This is a genomic window from Methylopila sp. 73B, from assembly GCF_000526315.1.
GTDB lineage: Bacteria > Pseudomonadota > Alphaproteobacteria > Rhizobiales > Methylopilaceae > Methylopila.
This window is the reverse complement of sequence record NZ_JAFV01000001.1, coordinates 1528506-1554016: the sequence shown is the minus strand read 5'-3', so window position 1 is coordinate 1554016 and position 25511 is coordinate 1528506. Positions and strand designations below refer to the sequence as shown.

The 25511-nt window shown below is 71.5% G+C and carries 22 protein-coding genes and 1 tRNA gene; 13 read left to right on the top strand and 10 right to left on the bottom strand.

All coding sequences use genetic code 11. The annotated features are described in order from the left end of the window. Window positions 1–57: 57 nt before the first annotated feature. Complete coding sequence (gene uvrA / locus K244_RS0107425) at window positions 58–3147, top strand: excinuclease ABC subunit UvrA (protein ID WP_020185621.1); 3090 nt, start codon at window positions 58–60, stop codon at window positions 3145–3147. Between the two features lie 298 nt (window positions 3148–3445). After that, window positions 3446–3616: a DUF1127 domain-containing protein gene (locus K244_RS23045; RefSeq protein ID WP_020185620.1), complete on the top strand. Its 171-nt coding sequence runs from the start codon at window positions 3446–3448 to the stop codon at window positions 3614–3616. A 67-nt stretch (window positions 3617–3683) separates the two neighbouring features. Here K244_RS23045 and phaC read toward each other — a convergent pair whose 3' ends face one another. Next, on the bottom strand, window positions 3684–5420 hold the full coding sequence (gene phaC, locus K244_RS21600; RefSeq protein WP_051460097.1) for a class I poly(R)-hydroxyalkanoic acid synthase: 1737 nt from the start codon (window positions 5418–5420) through the stop codon (window positions 3684–3686). 882 nt (window positions 5421–6302) lie between these two features. Between phaC and K244_RS0107410 the strand changes: the two genes are divergently transcribed. The 7 genes from K244_RS0107410 to K244_RS0107380 all read left to right on the top strand — a co-directional run bounded on the left by K244_RS0107410 (window position 6303) and on the right by K244_RS0107380 (window position 13294). After that, complete coding sequence (locus K244_RS0107410) at window positions 6303–6533, top strand: hypothetical protein (protein ID WP_020185618.1); 231 nt, start codon at window positions 6303–6305, stop codon at window positions 6531–6533. Window positions 6534–6667: 134 nt separating this feature from the next. Beyond that, entirely contained in the window at window positions 6668–7885 is a 1218-nt protein-coding gene (locus tag K244_RS0107405) for an LL-diaminopimelate aminotransferase (RefSeq protein ID WP_020185617.1), read from the top strand. A 70-nt stretch (window positions 7886–7955) separates the two neighbouring features. Then, window positions 7956–9266: a homoserine dehydrogenase gene (locus K244_RS0107400; protein WP_020185616.1), complete on the top strand. Its 1311-nt coding sequence runs from the start codon at window positions 7956–7958 to the stop codon at window positions 9264–9266. Window positions 9267–9429: 163 nt separating this feature from the next. Next, window positions 9430–10440 (top strand): class II fructose-bisphosphatase, encoded by a 1011-nt coding sequence (gene glpX / locus K244_RS0107395; RefSeq protein WP_036306362.1) that lies wholly within the window; start codon window positions 9430–9432, stop codon window positions 10438–10440. Between the two features lie 55 nt (window positions 10441–10495). Then, the gene (gene recJ, locus K244_RS0107390) at window positions 10496–12331 is read left to right on the top strand and encodes a single-stranded-DNA-specific exonuclease RecJ (protein WP_020185614.1); all 1836 of its coding nucleotides are present in this window, start codon (window positions 10496–10498) and stop codon (window positions 12329–12331) included. 151 nt (window positions 12332–12482) lie between these two features. Beyond that, window positions 12483–13157 carry an exopolysaccharide biosynthesis protein gene (locus K244_RS0107385; protein WP_020185613.1) on the top strand — a complete coding sequence of 225 codons (675 nt, stop codon included), beginning with the start codon at window positions 12483–12485 and terminating at the stop codon, window positions 13155–13157. Between the two features lie 62 nt (window positions 13158–13219). Then, window positions 13220–13294, top strand: a tRNA-Glu gene (locus K244_RS0107380). 88 nt (window positions 13295–13382) lie between these two features. On the opposite strand, the gene K244_RS0107375 is transcribed toward K244_RS0107380, so the two are convergent. Further along, on the bottom strand, window positions 13383–14042 hold the full coding sequence (locus K244_RS0107375; protein WP_036305581.1) for a hypothetical protein: 660 nt from the start codon (window positions 14040–14042) through the stop codon (window positions 13383–13385). A 266-nt stretch (window positions 14043–14308) separates the two neighbouring features. On the opposite strand from K244_RS0107375, the gene K244_RS0107370 reads away from it, so the two are divergent. The 4 genes from K244_RS0107370 (at window position 14309) to K244_RS0107355 (ending at window position 17603) form a co-directional block, all read left to right on the top strand. Further along, a complete protein-coding gene (locus K244_RS0107370) occupies window positions 14309–14590 on the top strand; it encodes a hypothetical protein (RefSeq protein WP_155931631.1) in 282 nt (93 codons plus the stop codon). A 393-nt stretch (window positions 14591–14983) separates the two neighbouring features. Beyond that, entirely contained in the window at window positions 14984–15721 is a 738-nt protein-coding gene (locus K244_RS0107365; RefSeq protein WP_020185610.1) for an NUDIX domain-containing protein, read from the top strand. A 5-nt stretch (window positions 15722–15726) separates the two neighbouring features. Beyond that, window positions 15727–16710 (top strand): SPFH domain-containing protein, encoded by a 984-nt coding sequence (locus K244_RS0107360; protein ID WP_020185609.1) that lies wholly within the window; start codon window positions 15727–15729, stop codon window positions 16708–16710. Further along, window positions 16710–17603, top strand: coding sequence for an NAD(+)/NADH kinase (locus tag K244_RS0107355; RefSeq protein ID WP_020185608.1), 894 nt, complete (start codon window positions 16710–16712; stop codon window positions 17601–17603). Before K244_RS0107360 ends, K244_RS0107355 begins: the two co-directional genes overlap by 1 nt. A 21-nt stretch (window positions 17604–17624) precedes the next feature. Here the strand turns inward: K244_RS0107355 and mdcH are convergent, their stop codons facing one another. The 8 genes from mdcH to K244_RS0107315 all read right to left on the bottom strand — a co-directional run bounded on the left by mdcH (window position 17625) and on the right by K244_RS0107315 (window position 25376). Continuing rightward, complete coding sequence (gene mdcH / locus K244_RS0107350) at window positions 17625–18551, bottom strand: malonate decarboxylase subunit epsilon (protein WP_020185607.1); 927 nt, start codon at window positions 18549–18551, stop codon at window positions 17625–17627. Beyond that, window positions 18545–19162, bottom strand: a complete 618-nt coding sequence (locus K244_RS0107345; protein ID WP_020185606.1) for a malonate decarboxylase holo-ACP synthase — start codon at window positions 19160–19162, stop codon at window positions 18545–18547. The genes mdcH and K244_RS0107345 overlap by 7 nt, the downstream gene beginning before the upstream one ends. Continuing rightward, window positions 19153–19959 (bottom strand): biotin-independent malonate decarboxylase subunit gamma, encoded by an 807-nt coding sequence (gene mdcE / locus K244_RS0107340; RefSeq protein WP_020185605.1) that lies wholly within the window; start codon window positions 19957–19959, stop codon window positions 19153–19155. Before mdcE ends, K244_RS0107345 begins: the two co-directional genes overlap by 10 nt. After that, a complete protein-coding gene (locus K244_RS0107335) occupies window positions 19956–20798 on the bottom strand; it encodes a biotin-independent malonate decarboxylase subunit beta (protein WP_024816370.1) in 843 nt (280 codons plus the stop codon). The genes mdcE and K244_RS0107335 overlap by 4 nt, the downstream gene beginning before the upstream one ends. Then, window positions 20795–21082, bottom strand: coding sequence for a malonate decarboxylase subunit delta (locus tag K244_RS0107330; protein WP_020185603.1), 288 nt, complete (start codon window positions 21080–21082; stop codon window positions 20795–20797). The genes K244_RS0107335 and K244_RS0107330 overlap by 4 nt, the downstream gene beginning before the upstream one ends. Window positions 21083–21086: 4 nt before the next feature. After that, entirely contained in the window at window positions 21087–22070 is a 984-nt protein-coding gene (locus K244_RS0107325) for a triphosphoribosyl-dephospho-CoA synthase (RefSeq protein ID WP_020185602.1), read from the bottom strand. 123 nt (window positions 22071–22193) lie between these two features. Then, entirely contained in the window at window positions 22194–23840 is a 1647-nt protein-coding gene (gene mdcA / locus K244_RS0107320; protein ID WP_020185601.1) for a malonate decarboxylase subunit alpha, read from the bottom strand. A 177-nt stretch (window positions 23841–24017) separates the two neighbouring features. Beyond that, window positions 24018–25376: an SLC13 family permease gene (locus tag K244_RS0107315; RefSeq protein WP_020185600.1), complete on the bottom strand. Its 1359-nt coding sequence runs from the start codon at window positions 25374–25376 to the stop codon at window positions 24018–24020. Window positions 25377–25511 lie beyond the last annotated feature (135 nt).

The window sequence follows — 25511 nt, the reverse complement described above, 5'->3', positions numbered from 1 at the left end:
CGGGCCGACTTGACGATCGAATGGCGGGATCGAGCCGCTGCGGGACGACGTGACCTCATGACGAAAACCTCTTCGCCGGCCGGCAAGGCCCGAGCGCCGAAGCAGGCTGCGGCCAAGCCGGGCCCTAAGGCAGCTGCCAAACCGCCGGCCAAGACGCCCGCGAAGTCCGGCGTCGAGACGGCGCCGAAGCCGGTCGCCAAGACCTCCGCCGCGGCGCTGGAGGCGGCGTTCGACGCTGCGGCCGAACGCGTCCCTGAGCGGCGCGACGCGCGGCTGATCTCCGTGCGCGGCGCGCGCGAGCATAATCTCAAGAACGTCGACCTCGACATTCCGCGCGACCGGCTGGTGGTGTTCACGGGCCTGTCGGGCTCCGGAAAGTCGTCGCTCGCCTTCGACACGATCTACGCCGAAGGCCAGCGCCGCTACGTCGAGAGCCTCTCGGCCTACGCGCGCCAGTTCCTCGAGATGATGCAGAAGCCGGACGTCGACCAGATCGACGGCCTGTCGCCGGCGATCTCGATCGAGCAGAAGACGACCTCGAAGAACCCGCGCTCGACGGTGGGCACGGTCACCGAGATCTACGACTACATGCGCCTGCTGTGGGCGCGCGTCGGCATTCCCTATTCGCCGGCCACCGGCCTGCCCATCGAGAGCCAGACCGTCAGCCAGATGGTCGACCGGCTGACGGCGCTGCCGGAGGGTTCGCGGCTCTACCTGCTCGCGCCGGTGATCCGTGGCCGCAAGGGCGAGTACCGCAAGGAGATCGCGGAGTTCCAGAAAAAGGGCTTCCAGCGCCTCAAGATCGACGGGACCTACTACGAGATCGCCGACGCGCCGGCGCTCGACAAGAAGCTGAAGCACGACATCGACGTGGTGGTGGACCGCGTGGTGATCCGCGGCGAGATCTCGAGCCGTCTGGCGGACAGCCTGGAGACCGCGCTGGCGCTTGCCGACGGCATCGCGCTGGCGGAGTTCGCGGGCGAGACCGACGAGCACGGGCAGGCGAAGCGGCTGACCTTCTCGCAGAAGTTCGCCTGCCCGGTTTCCGGCTTCACCATCGCCGAGATCGAGCCCAGACTCTTTTCCTTCAACAATCCCTTCGGCGCCTGCCCGGCCTGCGACGGCCTCGGCACCGAGCTCAGCGTCGATCCGAACCTCGTGGTTCCCGACGGAGGGCTGACCCTGCGCAAGGGCGCGATCGCCCCCTGGGCGCGCTCGACCTCGCCCTATTACGTCCAGACGCTCGACGCCCTCGCCAAGCACTACGGCTTCAACCTGACGACGCGCTGGTCCGACCTGCCGGAGAAGGCGAAGAACGTCATCCTCTACGGTTCGGGCGCCGACAAGGTGCGCTTCGTCTACGACGACGGCCTGCGCTCCTACGAGACCACCAAGACCTTCGAGGGCGTGGTGCGCAACCTCGAGCGGCGTTGGAAGGAGACCGAGAGCGACTGGTCCCGCGAGGAGATCGGCCGCTACATGTCGGACGTGCCGTGCCTGATCTGCGAGGGCTACCGGCTGAAGCCCGAGGCGCTCGCGGTGCGGGTGGCGGACCGGCACATCGGCCGGGCGTCGGAGCTCTCGGTGAAGGCGGCGCACGCCTGGTTCGAGGACCTGCCGAACCACCTCACCGCGAAGCAGAACGAGATCGCCTACCGGATCCTCAAGGAGATCCGCGACCGCCTGCGCTTCCTTGTGGACGTCGGGCTCGACTACCTCACGCTCGCCCGCAACTCCGGGTCGCTGTCGGGCGGCGAAAGCCAGCGTATCCGGCTCGCGAGCCAGATCGGCTCGGGCCTCACCGGCGTGCTCTACGTGCTCGACGAGCCCTCGATCGGCCTGCACCAGCGCGACAACGCCCGGCTGCTGACGACGCTCGAGCGCCTGCGCGACCTTGGCAACACCGTGATCGTGGTGGAGCACGACGAGGACGCGATCCGGCTCGCGGACTACGTGGTCGACGTGGGGCCGGGCGCCGGCGTCCACGGCGGCCGCATCATCGCCGCCGGCACGCCGGACGAGGTGATGAACCATCCCGACAGCCTCACCGGCCAGTATCTCACCGGCGCGCGGATGGTGCCGACGCCGCCGAAGCGCCGGCCGTTCAACGCGAAGAAGGCGCTGAAGGTCTTTGGCGCCAAGGCCAACAATCTGAAGGACGTGACCGCCGAGATTCCGCTTGGCGTCTTCACCTGCGTCACCGGCGTCTCCGGCGGCGGCAAGTCCACGCTGCTGATCGACACCGTGTTCAAGGCCGCGGCGCGCAAGCTGAACGGCGCCAACGAGAACCCCGGCGCCCACGAGCGGATCGAGGGCTTCGAGGCGCTCGACAAGGTCATCGACATCGACCAGTCGCCGATCGGCCGCACCCCGCGCTCGAACCCCGCCACCTACATCGGCGCCTTCACGCCGATCCGCGAATGGTTCGCCGCGCTGCCCGAGGCCAAGGCGCGCGGCTACATGCCGGGCCGGTTCTCGTTCAACGTGAAGGGCGGCCGCTGCGAGGCCTGCCAGGGCGACGGCGTCATCAAGATCGAGATGCACTTCCTGCCCGACGTCTACGTCACCTGCGACGTCTGCAAGGGCAGGCGCTACGACCGCGAGACGCTGGAGGTGCTCTACAAGGGCAGGTCGATCGCGGACGTGCTGGACATGACGGTCGACGAGGCCGTGCAGTTCTTCAAGGCGACGCCCTCGATCCGCGAGAAGATGGAGACGCTGGCCCGTGTCGGCCTCGGCTACGTCAAGGTCGGCCAGCAGGCGACGACGCTGTCCGGCGGCGAGGCGCAGCGGGTGAAGCTGTCGAAGGAGCTGTCGCGCCGGGCGACCGGCCGCACGCTTTACATCCTCGACGAGCCGACGACGGGTCTGCACTTCCACGACGTGGCGAAGCTGCTTGAGGTCCTGCACGAGCTGGTCGACCAGGGCAACACGGTCGCCGTGATCGAGCACAACCTCGAAGTCATCAAGACGGCGGACTGGATCATCGACATGGGTCCCGAGGGCGGCGACGGCGGCGGCATGGTGGTCGCGACCGGCACGCCGGAGCAGATCGCGCGCGCGAAGGGCAGCCACACCGGGCGATTCCTCGCCGAGGTGCTGAAGCGCCGGCCGCTGCGGCAAGCGCTCGACGACGCGGCCGAGTAGGCGGGGCTGTGGCGCCGCGTCGCAGCACGCCGTCCCGAGGCGCCCGCGCCTCGCCCGGCGGGCCGACGTAACCCCTCAGTCTGCAGCGGCGTTAACCTTCAGGCCGCTCATGTTAACGCCTTGGCGAGGCGACATGTGAGGCGCGCATTGCTGCGATGCCATCTGCCGCCTATTCGAGCGCCAGTCTGCTGATTATCTAGGCTTCACCGAACCATGACGACCCAGCGACGGACAGCGACAGCCAAGAGGCTCTCGCGCGACCGCCTGCCGCGAGCCGCCTGACCCTGGACTGAAGACGATGATTTTCTGGGCTTTCCTCCTGAAGCGCTACCGCATGTGGCGCGTGTACCGCGAGACCTTCGAGCAGCTCGCGACCCTCGACGAGCGCACGCTGCGCGACATCAACATCGGCCGCAACGACATCGAGACCATTTCGCGTCGCGCCGCCCACAACGCCGTCGCGGCCTGAACGTCGCGGAGGACACGAATGAGAAGCCCCGGAGCGATCCGGGGCTTTTTTGTTTTCGGGCAGAGGGTTAGACCCGCATCTTGACGTAGGTTCCCGGCGCGTCGCCGAGCGCGGGGTAGGGCCCCACGCCGGGCGTCCGCGCCGGCGTCGCGGTCGCGTCCGCCGCGGCCAGCCAGCCGCGCCAGTCCGGCCACCACGAGCCGGGCTTCTCCTCGGCCGCCGCGAACCAGTCCTCGAAGGCGCCCGCGGGCTCCTCGCCGACCCAGTGCTGGTACTTCATCTTCGCGGGCGGGTTCACCACGCCGGCGATATGCCCCGAACCGGCCAGGACGAAGCGCACCGGACCGCCGAACAGCTGCGCGCCGAGGAAGGCCGAGCGCGCAGGCGCGATGTGGTCCTCGCGGCTCGCGAGCTCATAGACCGGGACCTTGACCCTCTTCAGGTCGAGACGCTCGCCGCCCACCGTCATCCGGCCCTTGGCGAGATCGTTGTTGAGGTAGCAGCCGCGCAGGTAGAACGAGTGGTTCGCTGCCGGCATCCGCGTGGCGTCGGAGTTCCAGTACAGCAGGTCGAACGGGAAGGGCGCCTTGCCCTTCAGGTAGTTGTTGACGACGTAGGGCCAGATCAGGTCGTTCGACCGCAGCATGTTGAAGGCGTTGGCCATGCTGGCGCCTTCGAGAAAACCGGACTCGGCCATCCGCGCCTCGACAGCCTTCACCTGCTCCTCGTCCACGAAGACCTTCAGGTCGCCGGCATGCGTGAAGTCGACCTGGGTCGTGAGGAAGGTCGCGCTCGCGAACGGCGCTTCGCCCTTGGCCGCGAGATAGGCGAGGGTCACCGCGAGCAGCGTGCCGCCGACGCAGTAGCCCGCGGCGTCGACGGTCTCCGAACCCGAGATCTCCTGCACGACCTTCAGAGCGGTCAGCACCCCGTCCCGCATGTAGTCGTCGAAGCTGAGCTTGGCGTGGCGGGCGTCGGGGTTCACCCAGGAGATGCAGAAGATCGTGAGCCCCTGGTCCACGCACCACTTGATGAAGCTCTTCTCCGGCGTGAGATCGAGGATGTAGAACTTGTTGATCCACGGCGGCACGATCAGCACCGGACGGGTGCGGACCATCTCGGTGGTCGGCGCATACTGCAGCAGCTCGAACAGGTCGTTCCGGAACACCACCTTGCCGGGCGTGGTGGCGAGATTCTTTCCCACGACGAAGTTGGAGCCGTCCGTCTGGCGGATGCGGAGGTCGCCGTTCCCGGCGGCGATGTCCTCGGCCAGCATCCGCATGCCGCGCACGAGGTTTTCGCCCTTGGAGGCCAGCGTTTCGCGGATCAGCTCGGGGTTGGTGGGCACGAAGTTCGACGGCGCCACGGCGTTCGCGATCTGGCGCACGTAGAACGACGCCTTGTGCCGCGTGTGCGGATCAAGCTCGTGCGCCTCGTCCACCATGCGCTCGGCCCAGCGGCTGGTGTGCAGATAGGCCTGCTTCACGAAGTCGAAGAACGGGCTCGTGGTCCATTCCGGATCCTTGAACCGCGCGTCGCGCGGGTCCGGCACGGCGACCGGCGGAGCGTCCTCGCCCGAAAACCGCTTCAGCGAACCGGCCCAAAGCTCGAGAAAGCCGCCGGCGAAGGCCCGCTGCGCCTCGAGCGTGCGGCTGGGGTTCGCCATCCAGCGCTCGGCGACCTGGCCGAGCGTCCGGACGACGTCGACGATCTCGTCCGTGCCGGCGGCCTTGCGCGGGCCGCCCTCGCGCGGGCGGAGATAGGCCGACACCGCGCGCCCGCCTTCCTCGAACAGCCGCGCCATGTTGGCGGCGAAGGCTTCGACCTCGGGCGTCAGGAAGGGATTGGGGCCGCCGTCGCCGCCCTCGGCTTCCTCGTCGCGCTCGGCGCGCTCGCCGCCGTCCCCGCGCGCGCCGGAGGCGGTCGAGCCGGCCTGCGTCTCGGCGCGGGGCGGGGCGTCGGCCGGAGCCTCGCGCCTCGTCGATCCGGCCGCGGCGGGTTTGGCCGCGTCGTCCTTCGGGGCCGCCGCCTTACGCTTCGGCGAGGGTTTGGCTCCCGCGTCGTCCTGAGTCTTGGCGGCCGTGCGCGGTTTCGCGGTTTTGCTCTTCGGCGCCGCAGTCTCCGGAGCGGCGGGCTTAACCGCGGCCGTCTCGGCGGAAGCGGCCGGCGCGCTCGCCTTGGCGGCCGGGCGCCGTGCGGGCTTGCGCGAAGCGGGCTTGGGTTGCGCGGACTTGGACTTCCCGGCCTTGGGTTGCGCCGGCTTCGGCTCGGCGGATGGCGCGGCGTCCGGTTTCGCAGGTTTGGACTTGGGCGCCGCGGATTTCGCGCGCGGGGATTTCGGGCCGGCGGAGCGCGGAGCAGCGCGTTCGGACGGGGCGGGGGCGTCGGCGGCGATCTCGGGGGCGTCGGGGTGCGCGTCGCGGGCCTTCGCGCGCCGCGCCGCGGGACGGGGCTTGGCTGCGGCCCGCCGGCCGGTCGCTCTCGCAGGCTTCGTCGCCGAACGTCCGACGGCGCTCCGGGCCATAGCCCTTCCTCCCCTTTCGACGGCCCCGAGATCGCGTCAAGCGCCGCGGGTTGCGTCGTAACCTGTTCCCATGACAATAGGCGCAAGCCGCGCCGCGCGTCACGCGCCAACCGGCGCTTCCGCCAGACAAACGGGCGATCCGCCCGCGTTCGAGAGACAGCCATGAGCGTATCCCGGAACGACGCCCGCGCGGTCCTCCTCGTCGCCTGCGGGCTCGCGCTCGGCGGGTGCGACCTGGAGAAGTACAAGGGCACGCGCGGCCTGCCGCCGGCGCCGACAAACCTCGCTTATCCGTCCGTGGGCGTGACGCCGCCGCAGCGTGCGGGCCGCCTGCGCACGCCGGAGGAGCAGAAGAAGCTCGAGGCGGACCTCCTGGCGCGCGGCAAGCGCTGACCGCGTCAAGCCCGGCAGCCTCTTAGACCTTCTGGCCAATTTGGCGCGCCGCCGTTTGCCCGCAAACGGCCCATACTGTATTCCCGGACGGCCGGCGCGCTGGTGCGCCGGAGCCACTTTCCGCGAATCGTGCCATGACCGAATTCCATTCCGTGCGTCGTCTGCCGCCTTACGTGTTCGAACAGGTGAACCGCGTGAAGGCCGCCGCCCGGAAGGCAGGCGCCGACATCATCGATCTCGGCATGGGCAACCCCGACCTGCCGACGCCCGATCACATCAACGAAAAGCTGATCGAGGCCGTCACCAAGCCGCGCACGAATCGCTATTCGACATCGAAGGGCATTCCCGGCCTCCGCAAGGCGCAGGCGGCGTACTACGCCCGCCGCTTCGGCGTGACGCTGAACCCGGACACGCAGATCGTCGCGACGCTCGGCTCGAAGGAAGGCTTCGCCAACATGGCGCAGGCCATCACCGCGCCCGGCGACGTCGTGCTGACGCCGAACCCGAGCTACCCGATCCACGCCTTCGGCTTCCTGATGGCGGGCGGCGTGATCCGCAACGTGCCGGCGACGCCCGGCCCGGAGTACTTCCACGCGCTCGAGCGCGCCGTGATCCACTCCATCCCGAAGCCGATCGCGCTCATCACCTGCTTCCCGTCGAACCCGACGGCGGAGGTCGCCGACCTCGAGTTCTACAAGGACGTGGTGCGCTTCGCGAAGCAGCACGACATCTTCGTGCTGTCGGACCTCGCCTACTCCGAGATCTACTTCGACGACGTGCCGCCGCCCTCGATCCTGCAGGTGCCGGGCGCGATGGACGTGGCCGTCGAGTTCACCTCGCTGTCCAAGACCTTCTCCATGCCGGGCTGGCGCGTCGGCTTCGCGGTCGGCAACGAGCGGCTGATCGCGGCGCTCGCTAGGGTGAAGTCCTATCTCGACTACGGCGCCTACACGCCGATCCAGGTTGCGGCCTCGGCCGCGCTGAACGGCCCGGACGACTGCATCGCGGAGATGCGCGAGATCTACAAGAAGCGCCGCGACATCATGGTGGACAGCTTCGGCCGCGCCGGCTTCCCAGTGCCGAGCCCGCGCGCCTCGATGTTCGCCTGGGCGCCGATCCCAGGGAAGTTCCGCTCGCTCGGCAGCCTCGAATTCTCGAAGCTGCTGGTCGAGAAGGCGCATGTGGCGGTGGCCCCCGGCATCGGCTTCGGCGAGCACGGCGACGAGTACGTCCGCATCGCCCTGGTCGAGAACGAGCACCGCATCCGGCAGGCCGCCCGCTCCATCCGCCGGTTCCTTGAAACGGCGGACGAGACGTTGCACAACGTCGTCCCGCTCGCCGCGGCGCGCTAACGGACCGGACCTCGCGGAGGTCCGCTCGAGGCCGCCGCAGACCGTCCCTCTCTTCGGTTTGGAATATCTAATGGCGGAACCTCTGAGGGTCGGCGTGGCCGGCCTCGGCACGGTGGGCTCCGCCGTCGTGCGCATCCTGTCGGCCAAGGCCGAGGAGCTCGCCGCGCGCGCCGGCCGCCCGATCGTGGTGACCGCGGTCTCCGCCCGCGAGAAGGGTCGTGACCGCGGCCTGGATCTGTCGCGGGTCGCCTGGCACATGGACGCGAGCCAACTCGCGCGCGCGAACGACGTCGACCTGGTGGTCGAGCTGATCGGCGGGGCGGAAGGCCCCGCGCGCGCCTGCGTCGAGACCGCGATCGAGCACGGCCGGCCGGTGGTCACCGCCAACAAGGCCCTGCTCGCCAAGCACGGCGTGGCGCTCGCCCGCGGGTCGGAGGAGAAGGGCGCCCCGATCGCGTTCGAGGCGGCGGTGGCCGGCGGCATCCCGATCGTGAAGACGCTGCGCGAGGGCCTCGCGGCCAACAACGTCTCGCGCGTGTTCGGCATCCTCAACGGCACCTGCAACTACATCCTGACGCGGATGGAGAAGGACAAGATCGGCTTCGCCGAATGCCTCGCCGACGCGCAGCGGCTGGGCTACGCCGAGGCCGACCCGACCTTCGACGTCGGCGGCTTCGACACCGCGCACAAGCTGGCGCTGCTGGCCTCGCTGGCCTTCGGCGTCGAGCCGGACGCGGACGGCATCTATGTCGAGGGCATCGCCTCGATCACGCCCCTCGACCTGCAGATGGCGGAAGAGCTCGGCTACCGCGTGAAGCTGCTCGGGGTCGCGACGCGCACCGACGCGGGCGTCGAGCAGCGCGTCCACCCCTCGATGCTGCCGAAGGAGAGCGCGATCGCGCGCGTCGACGGCGTGACCAACGCCGTCGAGATCGACGCCGACGCGGTCGGCGCGCTGGTGCTGTCGGGTCCCGGCGCCGGCGGCGACGCGACCGCCTCGGCGGTCATCGCCGACATCGTCGACATCGCCCGCGGCGTCACGCCGCCCATGTTCGGCCTGCCGGCGGGCAAGCTCCAGAGCCCGACGCGCGCCCCGATGGGCCGGCACGAAGGCGGATACTACATCCGCCTTTCGGTCATCGATCGTCCGGGCGCGGCGGCCGCCATCGCCACCCGGATGGCGGAGCAGGGCATCTCCCTGAAGAGCATCGTGCAGCGCGGGCGCGAGTCCGAAAGCGACGCCGCGGGCGGCGAGCCGGTTCAGGTGGTGCTCATCACATACGCCACGACCGAGGCCAGCCTTCGGATCGCGCTGGACGCGATCGAGGCGGACGGGCATATCGATGGCGCGCCCCAGCTGATCCGCATCGAAAAGCGCTGACGCGATTCGATCGGAGCTCTGGTCGCGGACGGCCGGGGACAGCGCGACCTCTCTCGCCGCCGCAACAAGCACGTCGCGACGAGACCCCGGCGAACCGGGGCGGAGCGGCGCACGCCGCGGGGGACGACACGTGGCGAAGAAGGCGACGGCTCTCAGGGCCGAGATGGAACCGGAAGGGCAGGGCCTTGGCCCTCTCGACGCGAACGACGCGATCGATCGCGGCCTGACGATCGAACTTGTGCGCGTGACCGAGCGCGCGGCCGTGGCGGCCGCCTTCTTCCGCGGGCGCGGCGACGAGCGCGCGGCCGACCAGGCCGCGGTCGACGCCATGCGGCGCGAACTCGACCACCTTCTGATCCGCGGCGTCGTGGTGATCGGCGAAGGCGAGCGCGACGAGGCGCCCGTTCTCTGGATCGGCGAGGAGGTCGGCTCCGGGCAGGGACCGCGCGTCGACATCGCGCTCGACCCGCTCGAAGGCACCACGCTCTGCGCCAAGGCGCAGTCCAACGCCATCTCGGTGCTCGCGATCGCGGAGGCGGGGACGCTGCTGAAGGCGCCCGACGTCTACATGGACAAGATCGCGATCGGGCCGGGCTATCCCGCCGGCACGGTCGCCCTCGGCCGCTCGCCCCAGGAGAACGTCGAGAGCCTCGCCAGGGCCAAGGGCGTGCCGGTGCGCGAGATCACCGCCTGCGTGCTGGACCGGCCGCGCCACGCGCGCCTGATCGACGCGGTCCGCTCCACCGGCGCCGCGATCCGGCTGATCACCGACGGCGACGTGGCGAGCGTGATCCACGCCACCGATGCGGACGAGACCGGCATCGACATCTATCTCGGCGTCGGCGGCGCGCCGGAGGGCGTTCTCGCCGCGGCCGCGCTGCGGTGCACCGGCGGCTACATGCAGGGTCGGCTCCTGCTCGACTCGCCCGACGCGCGCCGCAAGGCCGCCGCCGCCGGCATCTCCGATTTCAGCCGCGTCTACGAGCTGAACGACATGGCCCGCGGCGACGTCATCTTCGCGGCGACCGGCGTGACCGACGGCGGCCTGCTCGCGGGCGTCCGCTTCGGCCGCCGGGCGATCGTGACCGAGACGCTGGTGATGCGGTCCTCGACCGGCACCAGCCGCCGGATCCGGGCCGAGCACGCCCGCACGGAGAAGTTCCACCTCGACTGAGGCGGGCTATCTCGAACGCCGTGGACTATGCTCGGCCCATGGAGAATCAACGTCCATGATCACGCCGACCGCCGCGGCGACCGCGCTGCGGAGCGATCCGTCCGACGCCTTCCTGGGCGTCGTCGCGTCCTTCGGCGGGCGGGCGTGGCGGGACCGGCTCGACGCGCGGGGCCGCGCGCTGTCCGCCGAGCTCGTCCGCGACCACGGCCACGGCGACCTGCTCGCCCGGGTGCTGGCCGGTCGCGGCGTGACGAGCGAAACCGCGATCGGCCATCTCGACCCCTCGCTCCGCCGCCTGATGCCCGATCCCGACACGCTGACGGCGATGCCGGCGGCCGCGGGCCGCCTCGCGGACGCCGTCCAGCGCGCCGAGACGGTCGCGATCTTCGGCGACTACGACGTCGACGGCGCGACCTCGACGGCGTTGCTGGCGGAGTTTCTCATGGCCGCCGGCGCCGCCGTGAAGACGCACATCCCGGACCGGATCTTCGAGGGCTATGGCCCGAACGTCGGGGCGATCGACATGCTGGCGGACGGCGGCGCAACGCTGCTCGTCACCGTCGACTGCGGCTCCACCAGCCATGACGCGCTGGCCCACGCCCGCTCCCGCGGCCTCGACGTGATCGTGCTCGACCATCACCAGGTCGGCGAGGCGCTGCCGGACGTGACGGCGCTGGTGAACCCCAACCGCCAGGACGACCTGTCCGGCCTCGGCCACCTCGCCGCCTGCGGCGTCGTGTTCATGACGCTGGTGGCGCTCACCCGCGAGCTGCGCCGCCGCGGGTTCTGGGCGGGGCGGGGAGGCGAGCCCGACCTGCTCGGCGCGCTCGATCTCGTCGCGCTCGGCACGGTCGCCGACGTGGTGCCGCTCAAGGGCCTCAACCGCGCCTTCGTGGCGAAGGGGCTGATCTCGCTGCGCTCGCGGTCGCGGCTCGGCCTGCGCGCGCTGATGGACGTCGCCCGGCTCGACGGCCCGCCGACGCCCTACCATCTCGGCTATCTCCTCGGCCCCCGCATCAACGCCGGCGGCCGCATCGGCGACGCCGGCCTCGGTGCGCGGCTGATGCTCTGCGACGACGAGGAGCGCGCGACGGCGATCGCCGCCGATCTCGACCGGCTGAACGGCGAGCGCCAGGCGATCGAGCGCGCGACGCTCGCCGAGGGCGAGGCCGAGGCCTGGGCGGCGCTCGGGCCGGACGAGGAGGCGGCGCAGACCGTGGTCGTCTCCGGCGAGGGCTGGCATCCCGGCGTCGTCGGCCTCGTCGCCGCGCGGCTGAAGGAGCGCTTCCGCCGCCCCGCCTTCGCCATCGCCTTCGGCGCGGACGGAACCGGCGTCGGCTCGGGCCGCTCCATCATCGGCGTGGATCTCGGCGCCGTGGTCCGCGAGGCCGTCGCCGACGGGCTGCTGGTCAAGGGCGGCGGCCACGCCATGGCGGCGGGCGTCACGCTCAAGGCGGACCGCCTCGGCGTCTTCCGCGGATTTCTCGAAGACCGCCTGAAGGGCCATGTCGTGCGGGCGCGGGCGGACCGCTCGCTCGCCGTCGACGCCGCGCTCACCGCCGCCGCCGCGACCCCGGACCTCGTCCGCGAGCTGGAGCGCGCAGGACCTTTCGGCTCCGGCGCGCCGGAGCCGGTGCTGGCGCTCGCCGACCACACCGTCGCCTCCGCCGACGTGGTGGGGCAGGGGCACGTGCGCCTGCGCCTCCGGGCGGGCGACGGCGCCTCGGTGGGCGCGATCGCCTTCCGCGCGGCCGACGCCGACCTCGGCAGGGCGCTGCTCTCGGCGCGGGGGGCGAAGGTCCACGCCGCGGGGGTGCTCGGCGTCGACCGCTGGGGCGGATCGGAGCGGGTCAGCCTCCGCCTGATCGACGCCGCGCCGGGCGGCCGGTGAGCGGGCGCATTGAATGGCGGGACGCGAACGCCATCTCCCGACGCACGGATCATGGGTCGGAGGGCGAAGCGCCACGCGATGTTCATGTTTCCATCGTTGAGTGGCCCCGAAGGTCGCCGGATTGCGCGGCGACCAGCTCCCCAGAGGTTGAGTGACCGACGTCGCCAGCTCCCCGCCGCCCTCCTCCGTGCGCGCTGAAGATCCGAAGGAGCCGCGCCGCGGCTTCTCCCAGGTGCTGCGCGAGCTCGCCGACAGCCAGCACGAGCGCATCAGCATCGGGCGCATCCTAGAGGCCTTCGGCGACCGCGCCTTCGGCGCGCTCCTGCTGCTGTTCGCGCTGCCGAACGCGCTGCCGATGCCGCCGGGCACCTCCGCCATCCTCGGGGCGCCGCTGTTCTTCATCGCGTTGCAGCTGATGATCGGCGCCCAGCGACTCTGGCTGCCGCGCTTCATCACCGAGCGCTCGCTGAAGCGGGAGGACTTCCGCGCGCTCGCCGCGAAGGTCGAGCCCTGGGTCGCGAAGCTCGAGCGGCTGCTCAAGCCGCGCGCGGAGGTCATGACGAGCTACGTCGCCGACCGGTTCACCGGGCTCGCCTGCTTCGTGCTGGCGTTGATCCTGGTGTTGCCGATCCCCTTCGGCAATATGCCCCCTGCGATTGCGATTTCCGCCTTCGCGCTCGGACTCATCGAGCGCGACGGCGTCGCGATCGGCGTCGGATGGGCGGCGACCGTCGCGAGCTTCGCGATCCTCGCCGCCTTCTCCACGGCGATCGTCAAGCTGATCGAAGCCTTCGCTCAGCCTGTTCTCAGCTTCTTCGGATTCTGAGCGGGACGGCCCGCCCCGCGCTCTTGCCCGCCGCGGCGAACCCCCCTATACGTCCCGTCGCCGCGCCCTTCGTCTATCGGTTAGGACGTCAGCCTTTCACGCTGAAAAGACGGGTTCGACTCCCGTAGGGCGCGCCATATCAGCGAAAATGCTTTGCATCCGTCTCGGCTTGTCGCCTCATCGCCATCGGCCAAAAGCCGATCCCCGCGATGACCGCGGCGGCATTCACCAGCGGAAGCGCAGGCCCACCGTACCGTACTGGGCGCCGCCGCTCGTGTTGTCGAACACCGCCAGCTCGCCGCCGGAGCGGTGGTGGAAGCGGAACACCAGGTCGACGTCGGGGTGCTTCACCGAGCCGAAGGTGACCTCGGGCGAGAGATAATGCAGCAACTGCGACTGCCCGCCCGGCGATTTCTGGACCTCGTAGCGCGGGACGTCCGACGCCCAGTTCAGCCCGGTCGAGATCGCAACGGACGTGCGGACGACGTCGCTCCAGGGAAATCTCTTCCAGCGGAAGTACAGCGCGGTCCAGGCCTCGAACTCGTCGAGCGCGCCGAAGCGCTTGGCGGCCCCCACCTCCGTTTCGATCGCCCAGAGCGGACCGTAGGTCACCACCTCGCGGGAGAAGGCGCCGCCCACGATGCCGGACTCGCCGTAGCGCCAGTGGGTCGGCGGCAGGCCCCGCGTCACGTAGATCGACGACATGGAGCTCTTCACGAGGCCGCCCACGAAACCGGTGACGGCGCAATCGCTGGCGCACGGCCCGAAGGGCGAGCGATACTCCAGCTCATAAGCCTCGACCCCCTGCGGAATCGCGACTCCGACGCCGACGGACGCCAAGAGCCCGGTCAGCGCCGTCAGCCTCGATCTTACGCAGGTACGCATCACGACACGCTCGCGGGTCTCTCGCCGCCCGATGTTGGCGGGCGAGGGTAGTATAGCGCTGTTCCGACCCAAGCCCAGCAGGGCGGGCCCGGAACGCTCGCCCCGCTGCGCTGTCGGCGACGGCCGGTCGTCCGAGCTGCTTCGGGCGCGTCCGCCGCGTTTGCGGGGCCACGCCACGAAAAGTGGAGGCCGCCGCCCGCTGGCATGCAACGAAATGCTGCGCTGCGATGTTTTGGGCCGGCTGAGATGATCGGATGGGGAGCAATATGCCGAAAATGGCCCAGGCTGCGCGGGCGACGCTCGCGCAGATCGCGACGCCCAAGGCTCCGGTCGTTTTCGACGGCCATGTGCTGAGCGAGCTTCACCGGACGAAGATGATCGTCTTCTCGATCTTCGGATGGCGGCTGACGGGCGGCGGCTGGTCGGCGCTGGCCGCGTCCCCGGCGGGATGTTCGACCTCGCCCGTCCCTGTTCAGGCCTCCTCCGAGACGACGTGCGGGCCTCGCAGACGGGCCGGGGATTCACGCGCGTTTCACGGTCTCGACTGACACCGCAGCCTTCGGATTTCCGCGGCCGCGGCTCACGCCGCCCGCGCCGGCGTCCAGCTTCGCACGCCGTCAGGCGTCCAGTCCGACGATCGGAAACCCTCCGCCGGAGTTCGGGCGCGCCGCGCAAGCGCCTCCCTGCCGGCCCCCAACCCCTCCCCGTCGAAGAACAGCGAGCCGCTGCCGCGCTGTAGACGACACGCGCGTCCGCGCCGGTCGCCGCTCCTCCGGCGTTCGCCTCGAACATGGCGTCGGCGACGCCCTTCAGGCCGGAGCCCGCCACCACGCCCTCGTTCCAGCTCGCTCGTCGTCGAGCGGGGCCCGCGCGCCTCCTTGCGCTTGACATATATCCATTATGCGACTTACTAAGGTGCATAACGAATATATGGGTGCGCAGTGACCGAGGCGGAATTTCTCGAAGGGTACGACCCGCGCGGCTACGAGCGGCCGTCGGTGGCGGTCGATCTGATCCTGATGAGCGTGGTCGCCGGCCGTCCGGCCGCGCTGCTGCTCCGCCGCGACGAGCACCCGCACCTCGGCCGTTGGGCGCTGCCCGGAGGTTTCGTCGCGATCGACGAGAGCCTCGACGCCGCGGCGCGCCGCGTGCTTGACGCCAAGGCGCGGATGACCGACGCCTATGTCGAGCAGCTCTACACCTTCGGCGCCGTCGACCGCGACCCGCGCACGCGGATCATCAGCGTCGCCTATTTCGCGCTGCTGCCGGCCGCCCGCTTCGCAGCGGCGCTGAAGGCCGCGCCGGAGCTGACCCTGGCCGAGCTGGTCGTGCCGTGGACGGGGGAAGCGGGCGGTCCGGTCGAGGCGCGCTCGGCCGACGGCGACGCGCTGCCGCTCGCCTTCGATCACGCCGAGATGCTCGGCCTCGCGATGCTGCGGCTGCGCGGAAAGCTCGACTATTCCGGCGTCGCCTTCGCGCTGCTGCCCGAGCTGTTCACGCTGCGCGCGCTGCAGGACGTCCACGAAGCGATCCTCGGGGTGCGCGTGAACAAGCCCGCCTTCCGCCGCCGCATGCTCGACACCGGGCGGCTGGAGGCGACCGGCGAGCGCGAGACGGGGGCCTCGTTCCGCCCGGCCGAACTCTTCCGCTACCGCCAGACCATGCCAGAACAGGAGTAACCGTCATGGCGTCGATCAGAAATCTTGGATTCCTGGCGCAGCTGCGCAGCGACGCGAGCAATCACGTCATCCGCTACCGCAACGGCCGCATCCGCCAGAGCGGGCGCGGGCTCGTCTTCTGGTTCCGCCCGGAGACCGCGAGCATCGCCGAGCTGCCGATGGACGATCGGGAGATGACGGTCTTCGTCCGGGGCCGCAGCCAGGACTTCCAGAGCGTCGCGATCCAGGGCGCGCTGACGTGGCGCGTCGCGAACCCCGAGCTGCTCGCGTCCCGAGTCGACTTCAGCCTGGGCCTCGCCACCGGCGTTTACCAGAGCGAGCCGCTCCAGCGGATCGAGACCCGGCTTGCCGGCCTGGTCAATCAGGCGGCGCTGCAGTACCTCGCGCAGGCGCCGGTGCGCGCGCTGCTCGACTCCGGCCCTGAGCCGCTCCGTCATCAGCTCGAGGCGGCGCTCGGCGCCGATCCCGCGCTGAACGAGATCGGCATTACGGTCGCCGCGGTCCGCCTGACCAACCTCGCGCCGTCGAGCGAACTCGAGCGCGCGCTGCAGACCCCGACCTTCGAGGCGCTCCAGCAGAAGGCCGACCAGGCCACCTTCGAGCGCCGCGCGCTTGCGGTCGAGAAGGAGCGGGCGATCGCCGAGAACGAACTCGCCAACCGGACGGAGCTCGCCCGCCGCGAGATGCTGCTCATCACCCAGGAGGCGGAGAACGCGCGCAACCGCGCGACGGGCCTCGCCGAGGCGCAGCAGGTGGAGGCCGCGGCGGAAGCCGATCGCATCCGCACGGTCGAAAGCGCGAAGGCGGAGGCCGAACAGGCGCGGATGACGATCTACCGCGACCTGCCGCCCGCCGTGATGCTCGGCCTCGCCGCGCGCGAGCTTGCGGGCAAGCTGGAGACGATCGAACACCTCAACGTCACGCCCGACCTGCTCGCCGCCGTGCTCGGCGAGTTCCGGCGAGGGGTGGCCAGCCTGCCGGCGCGCTGATGGCGACCAACGCCCCGCGCGCGGTGTTCGTCACCCGCGAAACCGACTACGAGCTGCTGCTCGCGCGCCACGCCACGCGCGGGCAGGCCAAGTTCTTTCTCGACTCCCGCGGCCAGGACATCGACGTGCTGGAGGACCGGCACCGCCAGATGCATGCGACGCTCCACGCGGCGCGGGCCGCGGCGCCCGGCGACTGGCGGCAGGCGGCGGTCACGCGCGCCGACCTCGACCGCTTCCTGTTCGGCCCGGAGGACGTGATCGTCGTCGTGGGGCAGGATGGGCTCGTCGCCAATGTCGCCAAGTACCTCGACGGCCAGCCGGTGCTGGGCCTCAACCCCGCGCCCGACCTCTACGACGGCGTGCTGGCGCGCATTTCCCTCCCGCGCTTCGCGCCGCTGCTGCCGGCGAGCGTCGCAGGCCGAGCGCCGGCCGAGCGGCGGACCATGGTCGAGGCCCGGCTCGACAGCGGCGAGCGTCTGCTCGCGCTCAACGAGGTGTTCGTCGGCCACCACAGCCACCAGTCCGCGCGCTACCGCATCGCCTGCGATGGCGCGGCCGAGGACCACTCGTCGAGCGGGCTCATCGTCGCGTCCGGCACCGGCGCGACCGGCTGGGCGCGCTCGATCATGGAGGCGACGCGCCACACCGTGCCGCTTGACCCGCAGGAGCGCGCCGTCGCCTTCTTCGTGCGCGAGCCGTTTCCGAGCGTGGCGACCGGCACGACGTTGCGCGCCGGCAAGCTCGAGGCCGCTCCGCTCGCCGTCACCTCGCGGATGAACGACGGCGGGGTGATCTTCGCCGACGGGATCGAGCAGGACTTCCTGGCGTTCGACTGGGGCCGCGGCGTCACGCTCGGCCCCGCCGCGCAGACCCTCAACCTCGTCACGGGGTGAGAACGCGCCGCGTGGGCCGCCTTATCCGCGGGAAGCGACGGCGAGGACGCAGGCCGACCGCAACGAGACCTGGTCCAGCGCGCAGGTCCTGACCTGCGGAAGCGTCTCCGCCGTGAGGTCGCCGAGCGTGGAGCCGGCCGGCGTTTCGAACGCGAGCTCCATCCCGAGCTCGCCCAGCAGCCGCGCGGCGTCGCGCCAGCGGACGGGTTCGGCGACGTTGGTCGCGAGATCGTCGCCGATCGCCTCGAGGGTCCGCAGCGGCCGCGCGCGGCGCGCGCTGACATAGGCGATCGCCGGGGCGCTCAGACGCACGTCGCGCAGGGCCTCCCTCAAGCGTTCGGCGACCGGCGCGACCAGCGGGCAGTGGGAGGGCGTCCGCACGTTCAGCCGCTCCGCCTTCCGCGCGCCGGCGTCGAGCGCGAGCTCCGCGACGCGGACGAGCGCAGCCTCCGCGCCGGACACCACGATCTGCAGCTCCGCGTTGCGGTTCGCGAGATAGACCGGCCCGGCCTCGCGCGCCTGCTCGACGAGGCGCGCGACGGCTGCTTCGCGGAGGCCGATGATAGCCGTCATGCCGAAGCCTTGCGGGTGGCTCTCCGCCATCAGCCGTCCGCGGAGCGCGACGAGCGCCAGCGCTTGCTCGAACGACAGCGCGCCGGCCACCACCGCCGCCGGAAAGGCGCCGACGGAGTGTCCCGCGACGACGTCGATCGCCGCGCCCTCGGCGATCAGCGCGCGGGCGGCGGCGACGCCTGCGATCGTCAGCGCCAGTTGCGCGCCGTCGGTGCGCGACAGCGCGTCGGCGTCGTCGAGCCCGCGCCAGTCGCGGCCGAGGACCGCGCTCGCCTCGTCGCGCGCGGCGTGGACGGCGGGATGGTCGGGGAGGGCGGCGAGCATGCCGGGGCGCTGGGAGCCCTGGCCCGGAAACAGCAGCGCGGTCCTCAGCATGGCGCTGCGACCCAAAGCTCGTCGAGGGACGCGAGGCGCGGCCCCTGCGGGGTGCGCAGCAGGACCTCCGCCGAGCCGCCCAGCAACTCGTCCAGCGCGACCGCGCCGCCCGGCGTCTCCACCAGGACGTCGACCCGGAGCGGCGCTCGGGCGGCGGCCTCCGACACGGCGGGGAGGGCGCGCATGTCCGTGGCCGCGTCGGCGCGCAGCACGAGGTCGAGATCGCTGGTCGCGGTGAGCGCCGGACGCCCGGTGGCGAGTTCGTAGCCGGCCGCGCCGGCCGGACCCCAGGGAAGCCCCGCGTCGTCGAGGGCGGGTCCGAGCTGCGCCAGCGCCGCGAAGGCGGGATGCGCGCGCGACGGAGCGTGATTACGAAGGTCCTCCGGGCTGAGCCGCTCGGCGATCGCGTCCTCGGCGGTGAAGGCGGCGAAGCGCTCCGCGCGGGAGACTCCGCGCACGCCGACCGCGATCCGGCCCCGCGTGAGCCCCGCACGCCGCACGACGACCCACGGCGCGGCGGCCAGCGACTGCGCCACCCAGTCCGGCGCGTCGACGGCGGCGAGCGCGCCCGGCGTCGTCAGGCGCAGCAGGTCGTGCGGCCTCACCCCCATTGCGCGGCGAGGGCCTCGCGCACCCGGATCGACGCCGCCCGGTTCTCCCGCGCTTCCCGAGACGTCAGGCGGCTCGAGAGGTCGCGCGGGCCGGCCCTGGCGTCGGCGATGGCGGCGGCGATGCGCTCCGTAACCTTGGCGACGTCCGCGGTGCCCGGCGCGTCGGCGTCGACGCCGCCGATCAGCTCGTGCACCAGCCCGAGCTTCGCGAAGGACCGCACGTCGTAGGCGAGGGGCAGGATCTCCTCGCCAAGCTTCTCCAGTTGCTCGACGGTCCGCTTGGTCACCCGGGCGGCGGCCTGCTTGCCCATGGCGTGGATCGAGATTCTGGGATCATCGAGCGCCACCACGCGGTTGGCCTGGTAGCCGTGGGCCAGAAACGCCCCCGACAGCGCGCGCCCCACCACCAGCGACACCACGGGATGGCCCGCGAGCCGGGCGCTGGCGTAGGCGTCGGCCGCCGCGGCGCAGGCGAGGTGGATGCCGTAGAGCTCTTCGGTGCGGCCATAGGCCTGGCTCGGAACGTCGACGATCGCGAGGATCGGGCGCTGCTCCGGCCCCAAGACCTCGCGCACCCGGGCGGCGACGCCCCAGCCCTCGTCGAGCCCGACCTCGCCCTCGCGCGCCCGCGGGAAGCGGTTTTCGGGGTTCGTGACGACCGAGATCATCCGCACGGTCTCGCCGCCGATCGCGACGTCCGCCGCGAGCACGGAGGCCGGGCCGCCGTCGAGTCGCGGGGCGCCACGGCCGAGCGCCTCGAACCAGGTCCGGCCGCGGCTTGTCGCGTCTGCGCTCATGCCTGATCTCCCATCCAGAGCTTGCGCAGCGCCGGTCCCTCCGGCGCCGCGGGCAGGCGCTCGAGCCGTTTGCGCCAGAACGTGATCCGCTCGCTCTGGTGCTCCGCCGGCCGGCCGCGCTCGAAGGCGGAGCGGACGGCGTCCGCCAGCGCCTCGGCGTCGTCGGCGACGAGGTCGTCGGCGAGGCCCACCGCGTGGCGCTGCTCTCCGCCGGTCAGGCTCCAGATCAGCGGCCGGTCGCGGCTGTCGAGCTCCTCGACGCCGGCGTTCTGTTCGATCACCTCCGGGCCGTTGAGCCCGAGCCGCGCCTGTTTTGTGACGATGAGCCGGCTCACCAGTCCGGCAGTGATCCCCATCCCGCCGAAGCAGCCGATCATGCCTGCGATGACGCCGACGACGGGGACGTGGGCGCGCAGCGCCACGACGGCGGCGTGCACGTCCGCCATGGCGGCGAGGCCGAGGTTCGCCTCCTGCAGCCGCACGCCGCCGGTCTCGAACACCAGCACCGGGCGGATCGGCTTGCCCGCCGCGGCGTCTTTCGCCGCGAGCTCCAGCGCCCCGGCGATCTTGGCGCCGGAGACCTCGCCGGTGCTGCCGCCCTGGAACGCGCCCTCGATGGCGATCACGACCGCCGCGACGCCGCCGATCGTCCCGCGCGCCACCACCACGCCGTCGTCCGCCTGCGGCACGAGGTTCTGGCGCGCGAGCCAGGGGCTCTCGATCCGGTCGAAGGGGCCGAGCAGCTCGCGGAACGAGCCGTCGTCCAGCAGCGCGCGGGCGCGCTCGCGGGCGTTCAGCTCCACGAAGCTGGTGCGGCTCATGAGTGCGGGAACGCTCATGCCTTGGTCCTTTCCAGCGCCTGGGCGAGACGAAGGCTGACCACGCCCGGCGTTGCGCCGGAGTCGTTGATCTCGATCCGGGCGGCGACGGGATGGCGGGCGAAGAAGCGCTCCAGCGTCGCGCGCCAGACCTTCTCAAAGCCGTCGACGCTGGTGCGGACGGAGACCACCGTCTCGTTGGCGGGCTCAATCAGCACCTCGAGATCGCCGGAGGCCACCACGCCCACATGGGCCCGGCCGGCGAGCGGCGCGTTGCCGGAGAAGCGGAGTTCGAAGCGTTCCATGGGATCAGGCCTCCCTGTCCGCGTCGTCATCCCGGACGAGCGGCGTCAGCCGCGCCGATCCGGGATCGTCGTCGGGAGGGGGCGCCTGATCCCGAAGACGGTCCCGGCTCTCCGCTCGGCTGCGGCCGGGATGACGGCTGGCGTCGAGCGCGTCGAGCAGCAGCGCGGCCGCCAGCATGTCGGCGCTTCCGCCGGGCGAGGCGTTGAGCGCGAGCAGGCGGCGGTCGAGCGCGCGCAGCGCCGCCCTGCCGTCCGCGGTCGCAGCGCCGTCGGACGCGATCACGGCGCGCGCGCCGAGACGCGCGACCCTCAGCGCCCGCCGCCCGCCGCGGTGGAGCAGGCAGGTGTCGTCGAGGCCCGCCATCGCCGCCATCAGCCCGTCGAGACGGGCGGCGGTCTCCGTCGCGCCGCGCGCGCGGGCGTCGCGCACCGCTTCGAGCGCCTTGAGCGCATGCGGGAACCCGGCCGCCGCTTCGCCACGCGCGCCGCCGACGCCGTAGGTCCGGCAGGCGACGGCGCCGTTCAGCACGGCGACGGGGGCCGCGCCATCGGCGAAACGGGCGATCGCGCCGGCCGTCGCGCAGATGTCGGCGGCCGCCGCGTCCCAGCCCTCGATCGCCGCGGCCGCCATGATCAGGCCGAGCGCGAAGATCGCGCCGCGGTGCGTGTTGACGCCGCCAGTCGCGGCGAACATCGCGGTCTCGCCGTCGCGGCCGATGCGTGCGAGCGCCTCGCGCAAGGCCTGTGAGGGCCTCTCGCCTTCCGCGGCGTGGGCGAGCGCCGCGAAGGTCGGGCGCAGCGCCGCGGCGGAGGCGAGCAGCGTGTCGAGCTCCATGTCGGCGTGGGAGCCCGCGCCGCGCCGGTCGACGAGGCCGGGCTTGGGCGTAAGCTCGGCCTCAGCGGCGAGGGCGGCCACGGCGAGGTCGGCGAGATGCGCAGGGCGCGCGCCGCCATCCTCGCCGTCATGCCCGCTTTCGCGGGCATCCACGACTTGGGCGTCGATCGCGGCAGGGAAAGTCGTGGATACCCGCGCTTCGCGCGGGCATGACGGCGCGTTTCTGCGCGTGAACGGCGTGCGCGCAAAGCGCGGCGTCAACGTGTCCATCATCGCTCAAAAGCTCCTGAACTTCGCGGGCGGCGCATAAAGCCCGCCGGACCATTCGACCAGGTCCTCGATGGTGCGCGCCGCAAGCAGGGAGCGGCTGGCTTCGGTGGGGTCGACGCCGAGGTCCTCGGGGTAGGCCACCAGGCCCTTGGCGCGCAGGTCGTCCGTGCGGCGCGGGTCGTGGCGCAGGCCGATCGGGCTGACGCCCGCGACCGCCGCGAGCGCCGCCCGGCGCTCGTCCTCGTCGGCCGCGAGATAGAGGTAGGCGACGCCCTCCTCGGTAACCACATGGCTGACGTCGTCGCCGTAGATCATCACAGGCGCGATCGGCATGCCTGCGGCCCGGCCGACGCTCACCGCGTCGAGCTCCTCCACGAAGGTCGGCACGCCGCCGGACTGGAAGGTCTCCGCCATCTGCACGACCAGCTTCTTGCCGCGGGCGGTAGGGGAGGGGTCGGTCTTCATGTCGAGCCAGGCTTTGCTCGAATGCCGCCGGCCGCCGGGGTCGTGGCCCATGTTGGGCGCGCCGCCGAACCCCGCCAGACGGCCGGCGGTGACGGTCGAGGAGTTGGCGTCGCCGTCGATTTGCAGCGTCGCGCCGATGAACATGTCGACGGCGTATTGCCCCGCGAGCTGGCACAGCACCCGGTTCGACCGCAGCGAGCCGTCTCGGCCGGTGAAGAACACGTCGGAGCGCGCGGCGATGTAGGCCTCCATGCCGACCTCGCCGCCGAAGCAGTGCACGCTGTCGACCCAGCCGCTCTCGATCGCGGGGATCAGGGTCGGGTGAGGGTTCAGCGTCCAGTGCCGGGCGATCTTCCCCTTCAGCCCGAGGCGCTCGGCGTAGGTCGGCAGCAGCAGCTCGATCGCCGCCGTGTTGAAGCCGATGCCGTGGTTGAGCGAGACCACGCCGTGGCGCTCGTAGACGCCGCGGATCGCGAGCATCGCCATCAGGATGTGCTGCTCGGTGATCAGGCGGGGGTCGCGGGTGAACAGCGGCTCGATCGCGGCGGGGCGGTCCGCCTTGACGACGAAATCGACCCAGTCGCCGGGAATGTCGACGCGCGGCAGCTCGTCGACGATCTCGTTCGCCTGCGCGATCACGATCCCGCCGCCGAAGGCCGTCGCCTCCACGATGGTCGGCGTGTCCTCGGTGTTGGCGCCGGTGTAGAGGTTGCCGAACCGATCGGCCTTCTCGGCCGCCACCAGCGCGACGCGCGGCGTCAGGTCCACGAACATGCGGGCGTAGAGTTCCACATAGGTGTGGATCGCCCCGACCTCGAGCGCGCCGTCCTCGAGCAGCTGCGCCACGCGCAGCGACTGCGGGCCGGCGTAGGCGAAGTCGATCTTCTTGGCCACGCCGGTCTCGAACACGTCGATCTGCTCGGGCCGCGAGATCGACGAGATCAGCATGTGCAGGTCGCGCACCTTTTCGGGGCTGACCTTCGCCAGGGAGCGCGAGAGAAAGTCCGCCTGCTTCTGGTTGTCGCCCTCGAGCGCCACCCGGTCTCCGGAGACGAGGACCGCCTCCAGCGCCGCGACCATCTCGGCCGCGCGAAGAACCTTACCGTCCGCGTGCGCTTCGACCGCCCGCAAACGGCGCAGCTTGTCGTCGCGGCGGGTCGACCAGGAGCGTGAGTTCGTATCGGACATCGCTGGATCCAAAGTCCTTTTGCTGGGCCAGAAGCCCCCTCACCCGGAGGGCTCCGCCCTCCGACCTCTCCCCGCCGGGGAGAGGTGAGAAGCGGCGCCGTTCTTAACCTCTCCCCGGCGGGGAGAGGTCGGCGCGAAGCGCCGGGTGAGGGGGCTTCGCGGTTTGACGATCCGTCCTCACAGCACCACGAACAGGAACCAAACCACGAACGGCGCCACGAGCGTAACGATCGCCCCGTAGAGCAGCAGCTGGCGGAAGAAGCCGTCGCGGGAGCCTTCGGGCGCGTTGGCGAGGACGAGGGCGCCGTTGGTGGAGAACGGGCTCACGTCCACGATGGTCGAGGACACCGCCATGGCGGCGATGAAGCCGATGGCGCCAACGCCGGTGTCGCCCTGGAGGAAGGGCACGGCGAGCGGGATCAGCGAGCCGAGCACCGCGGTCGAGGAGGCGAAGGCCGAGACCACCGCGCCGATCAGGCACAGCAGCAGCGCCGCGGTGAGCGGCGAGGCGAGGCCCGCCACGCCGTCCGCGACGTAGGAGATCGTTCCCATCTTCTCCATCACGCCGACATAGGTGCTGACGCCGGTGATCAGCACGATCTCGGGCCAGGTCACCTGCGCGATGGCGCGGCGCTGCAGCGTCGGCGCGACCAGCGACAGCGCGAGGCCGATCGTGATGGCGCAGAAGCCGATGTCGAGGTTGAAGGCGAGCGTCAGGACCGCGAGCAGGATGAGACCGCCAAGCGTCAGCATCTGGTAGGCGCGGTTGTCGGCCATGGGGTCGGCGTCGGTCTGCGTCTGGCCGGCCGCGATGCGGCGTTCGGCCGAGATCGCCTCGGTCTCGGCGTCGCCGTAGCGCGGCTCGCTCCGGGGCGGGCGGCCGTAGCCGCCGACAGGCGCGCCGTTGGCGCCCGCCGTCTCGACCCGCGCGCCGAACAGGCTCCTGCCGCCGAGCACGGCGAACAGCAGGGCCGCGACGCCGGCGTTCACCGCGAAGCTCGCCGCAAAAGTCACGAGCGGGTCCATCGGCAGGCCGGCCTTCGCCACCACGCCGTTGGTGATGCCGCCGTAGATCGAGATCGGCGAGAAGCCGCCCGCCTGGGCGCCGTGGATCACCATCAGGCCCATCAGCAAGGGCGAGATGCCGTACTTGATCGCGAAGCCGAGCGCGATGGGGGCGATGATCGCCACCGCGCCGGGGCTGACCGCGCCGACCGCCGTGAGCGCGGCCGCCACCAGGAACATGATCCACGGGATCATGACGACCCGGCCGCGGACCGCCTTCACCGCGAGCCGCACCAGCCAGTCGATGGTGCCGTTCGCCTGGGCGATGGCGAAGAGGTAGGTGATCCCGACCAGCGTCAGGAACAGGCCGGAGGGGAAGAACCCGATGATGGCCTTGGTGGTGAGGCCCGCCACCAGCGTGCCGAGGAGGAAGGCGCCCGCGAAGGCGAGCACGCCCATGTTCACCGGCAGCAGCGTCGCCACCACGAACATCGCGCCGAGGCCGACGATGGAGAGAAGCTCAGGCGTCATGGCGGGCGCTCCCGGTCAGCGGGAGCAGGGCGGCGTTCGGGAGGGCAGGCGCGAGCCCGCCGCCTCCCGGATCACGGGGGGCGCTGGTCATCGTCGGCGTTTCCTCAGTCTGTTGATTTTTATGGGCTCAGCAAA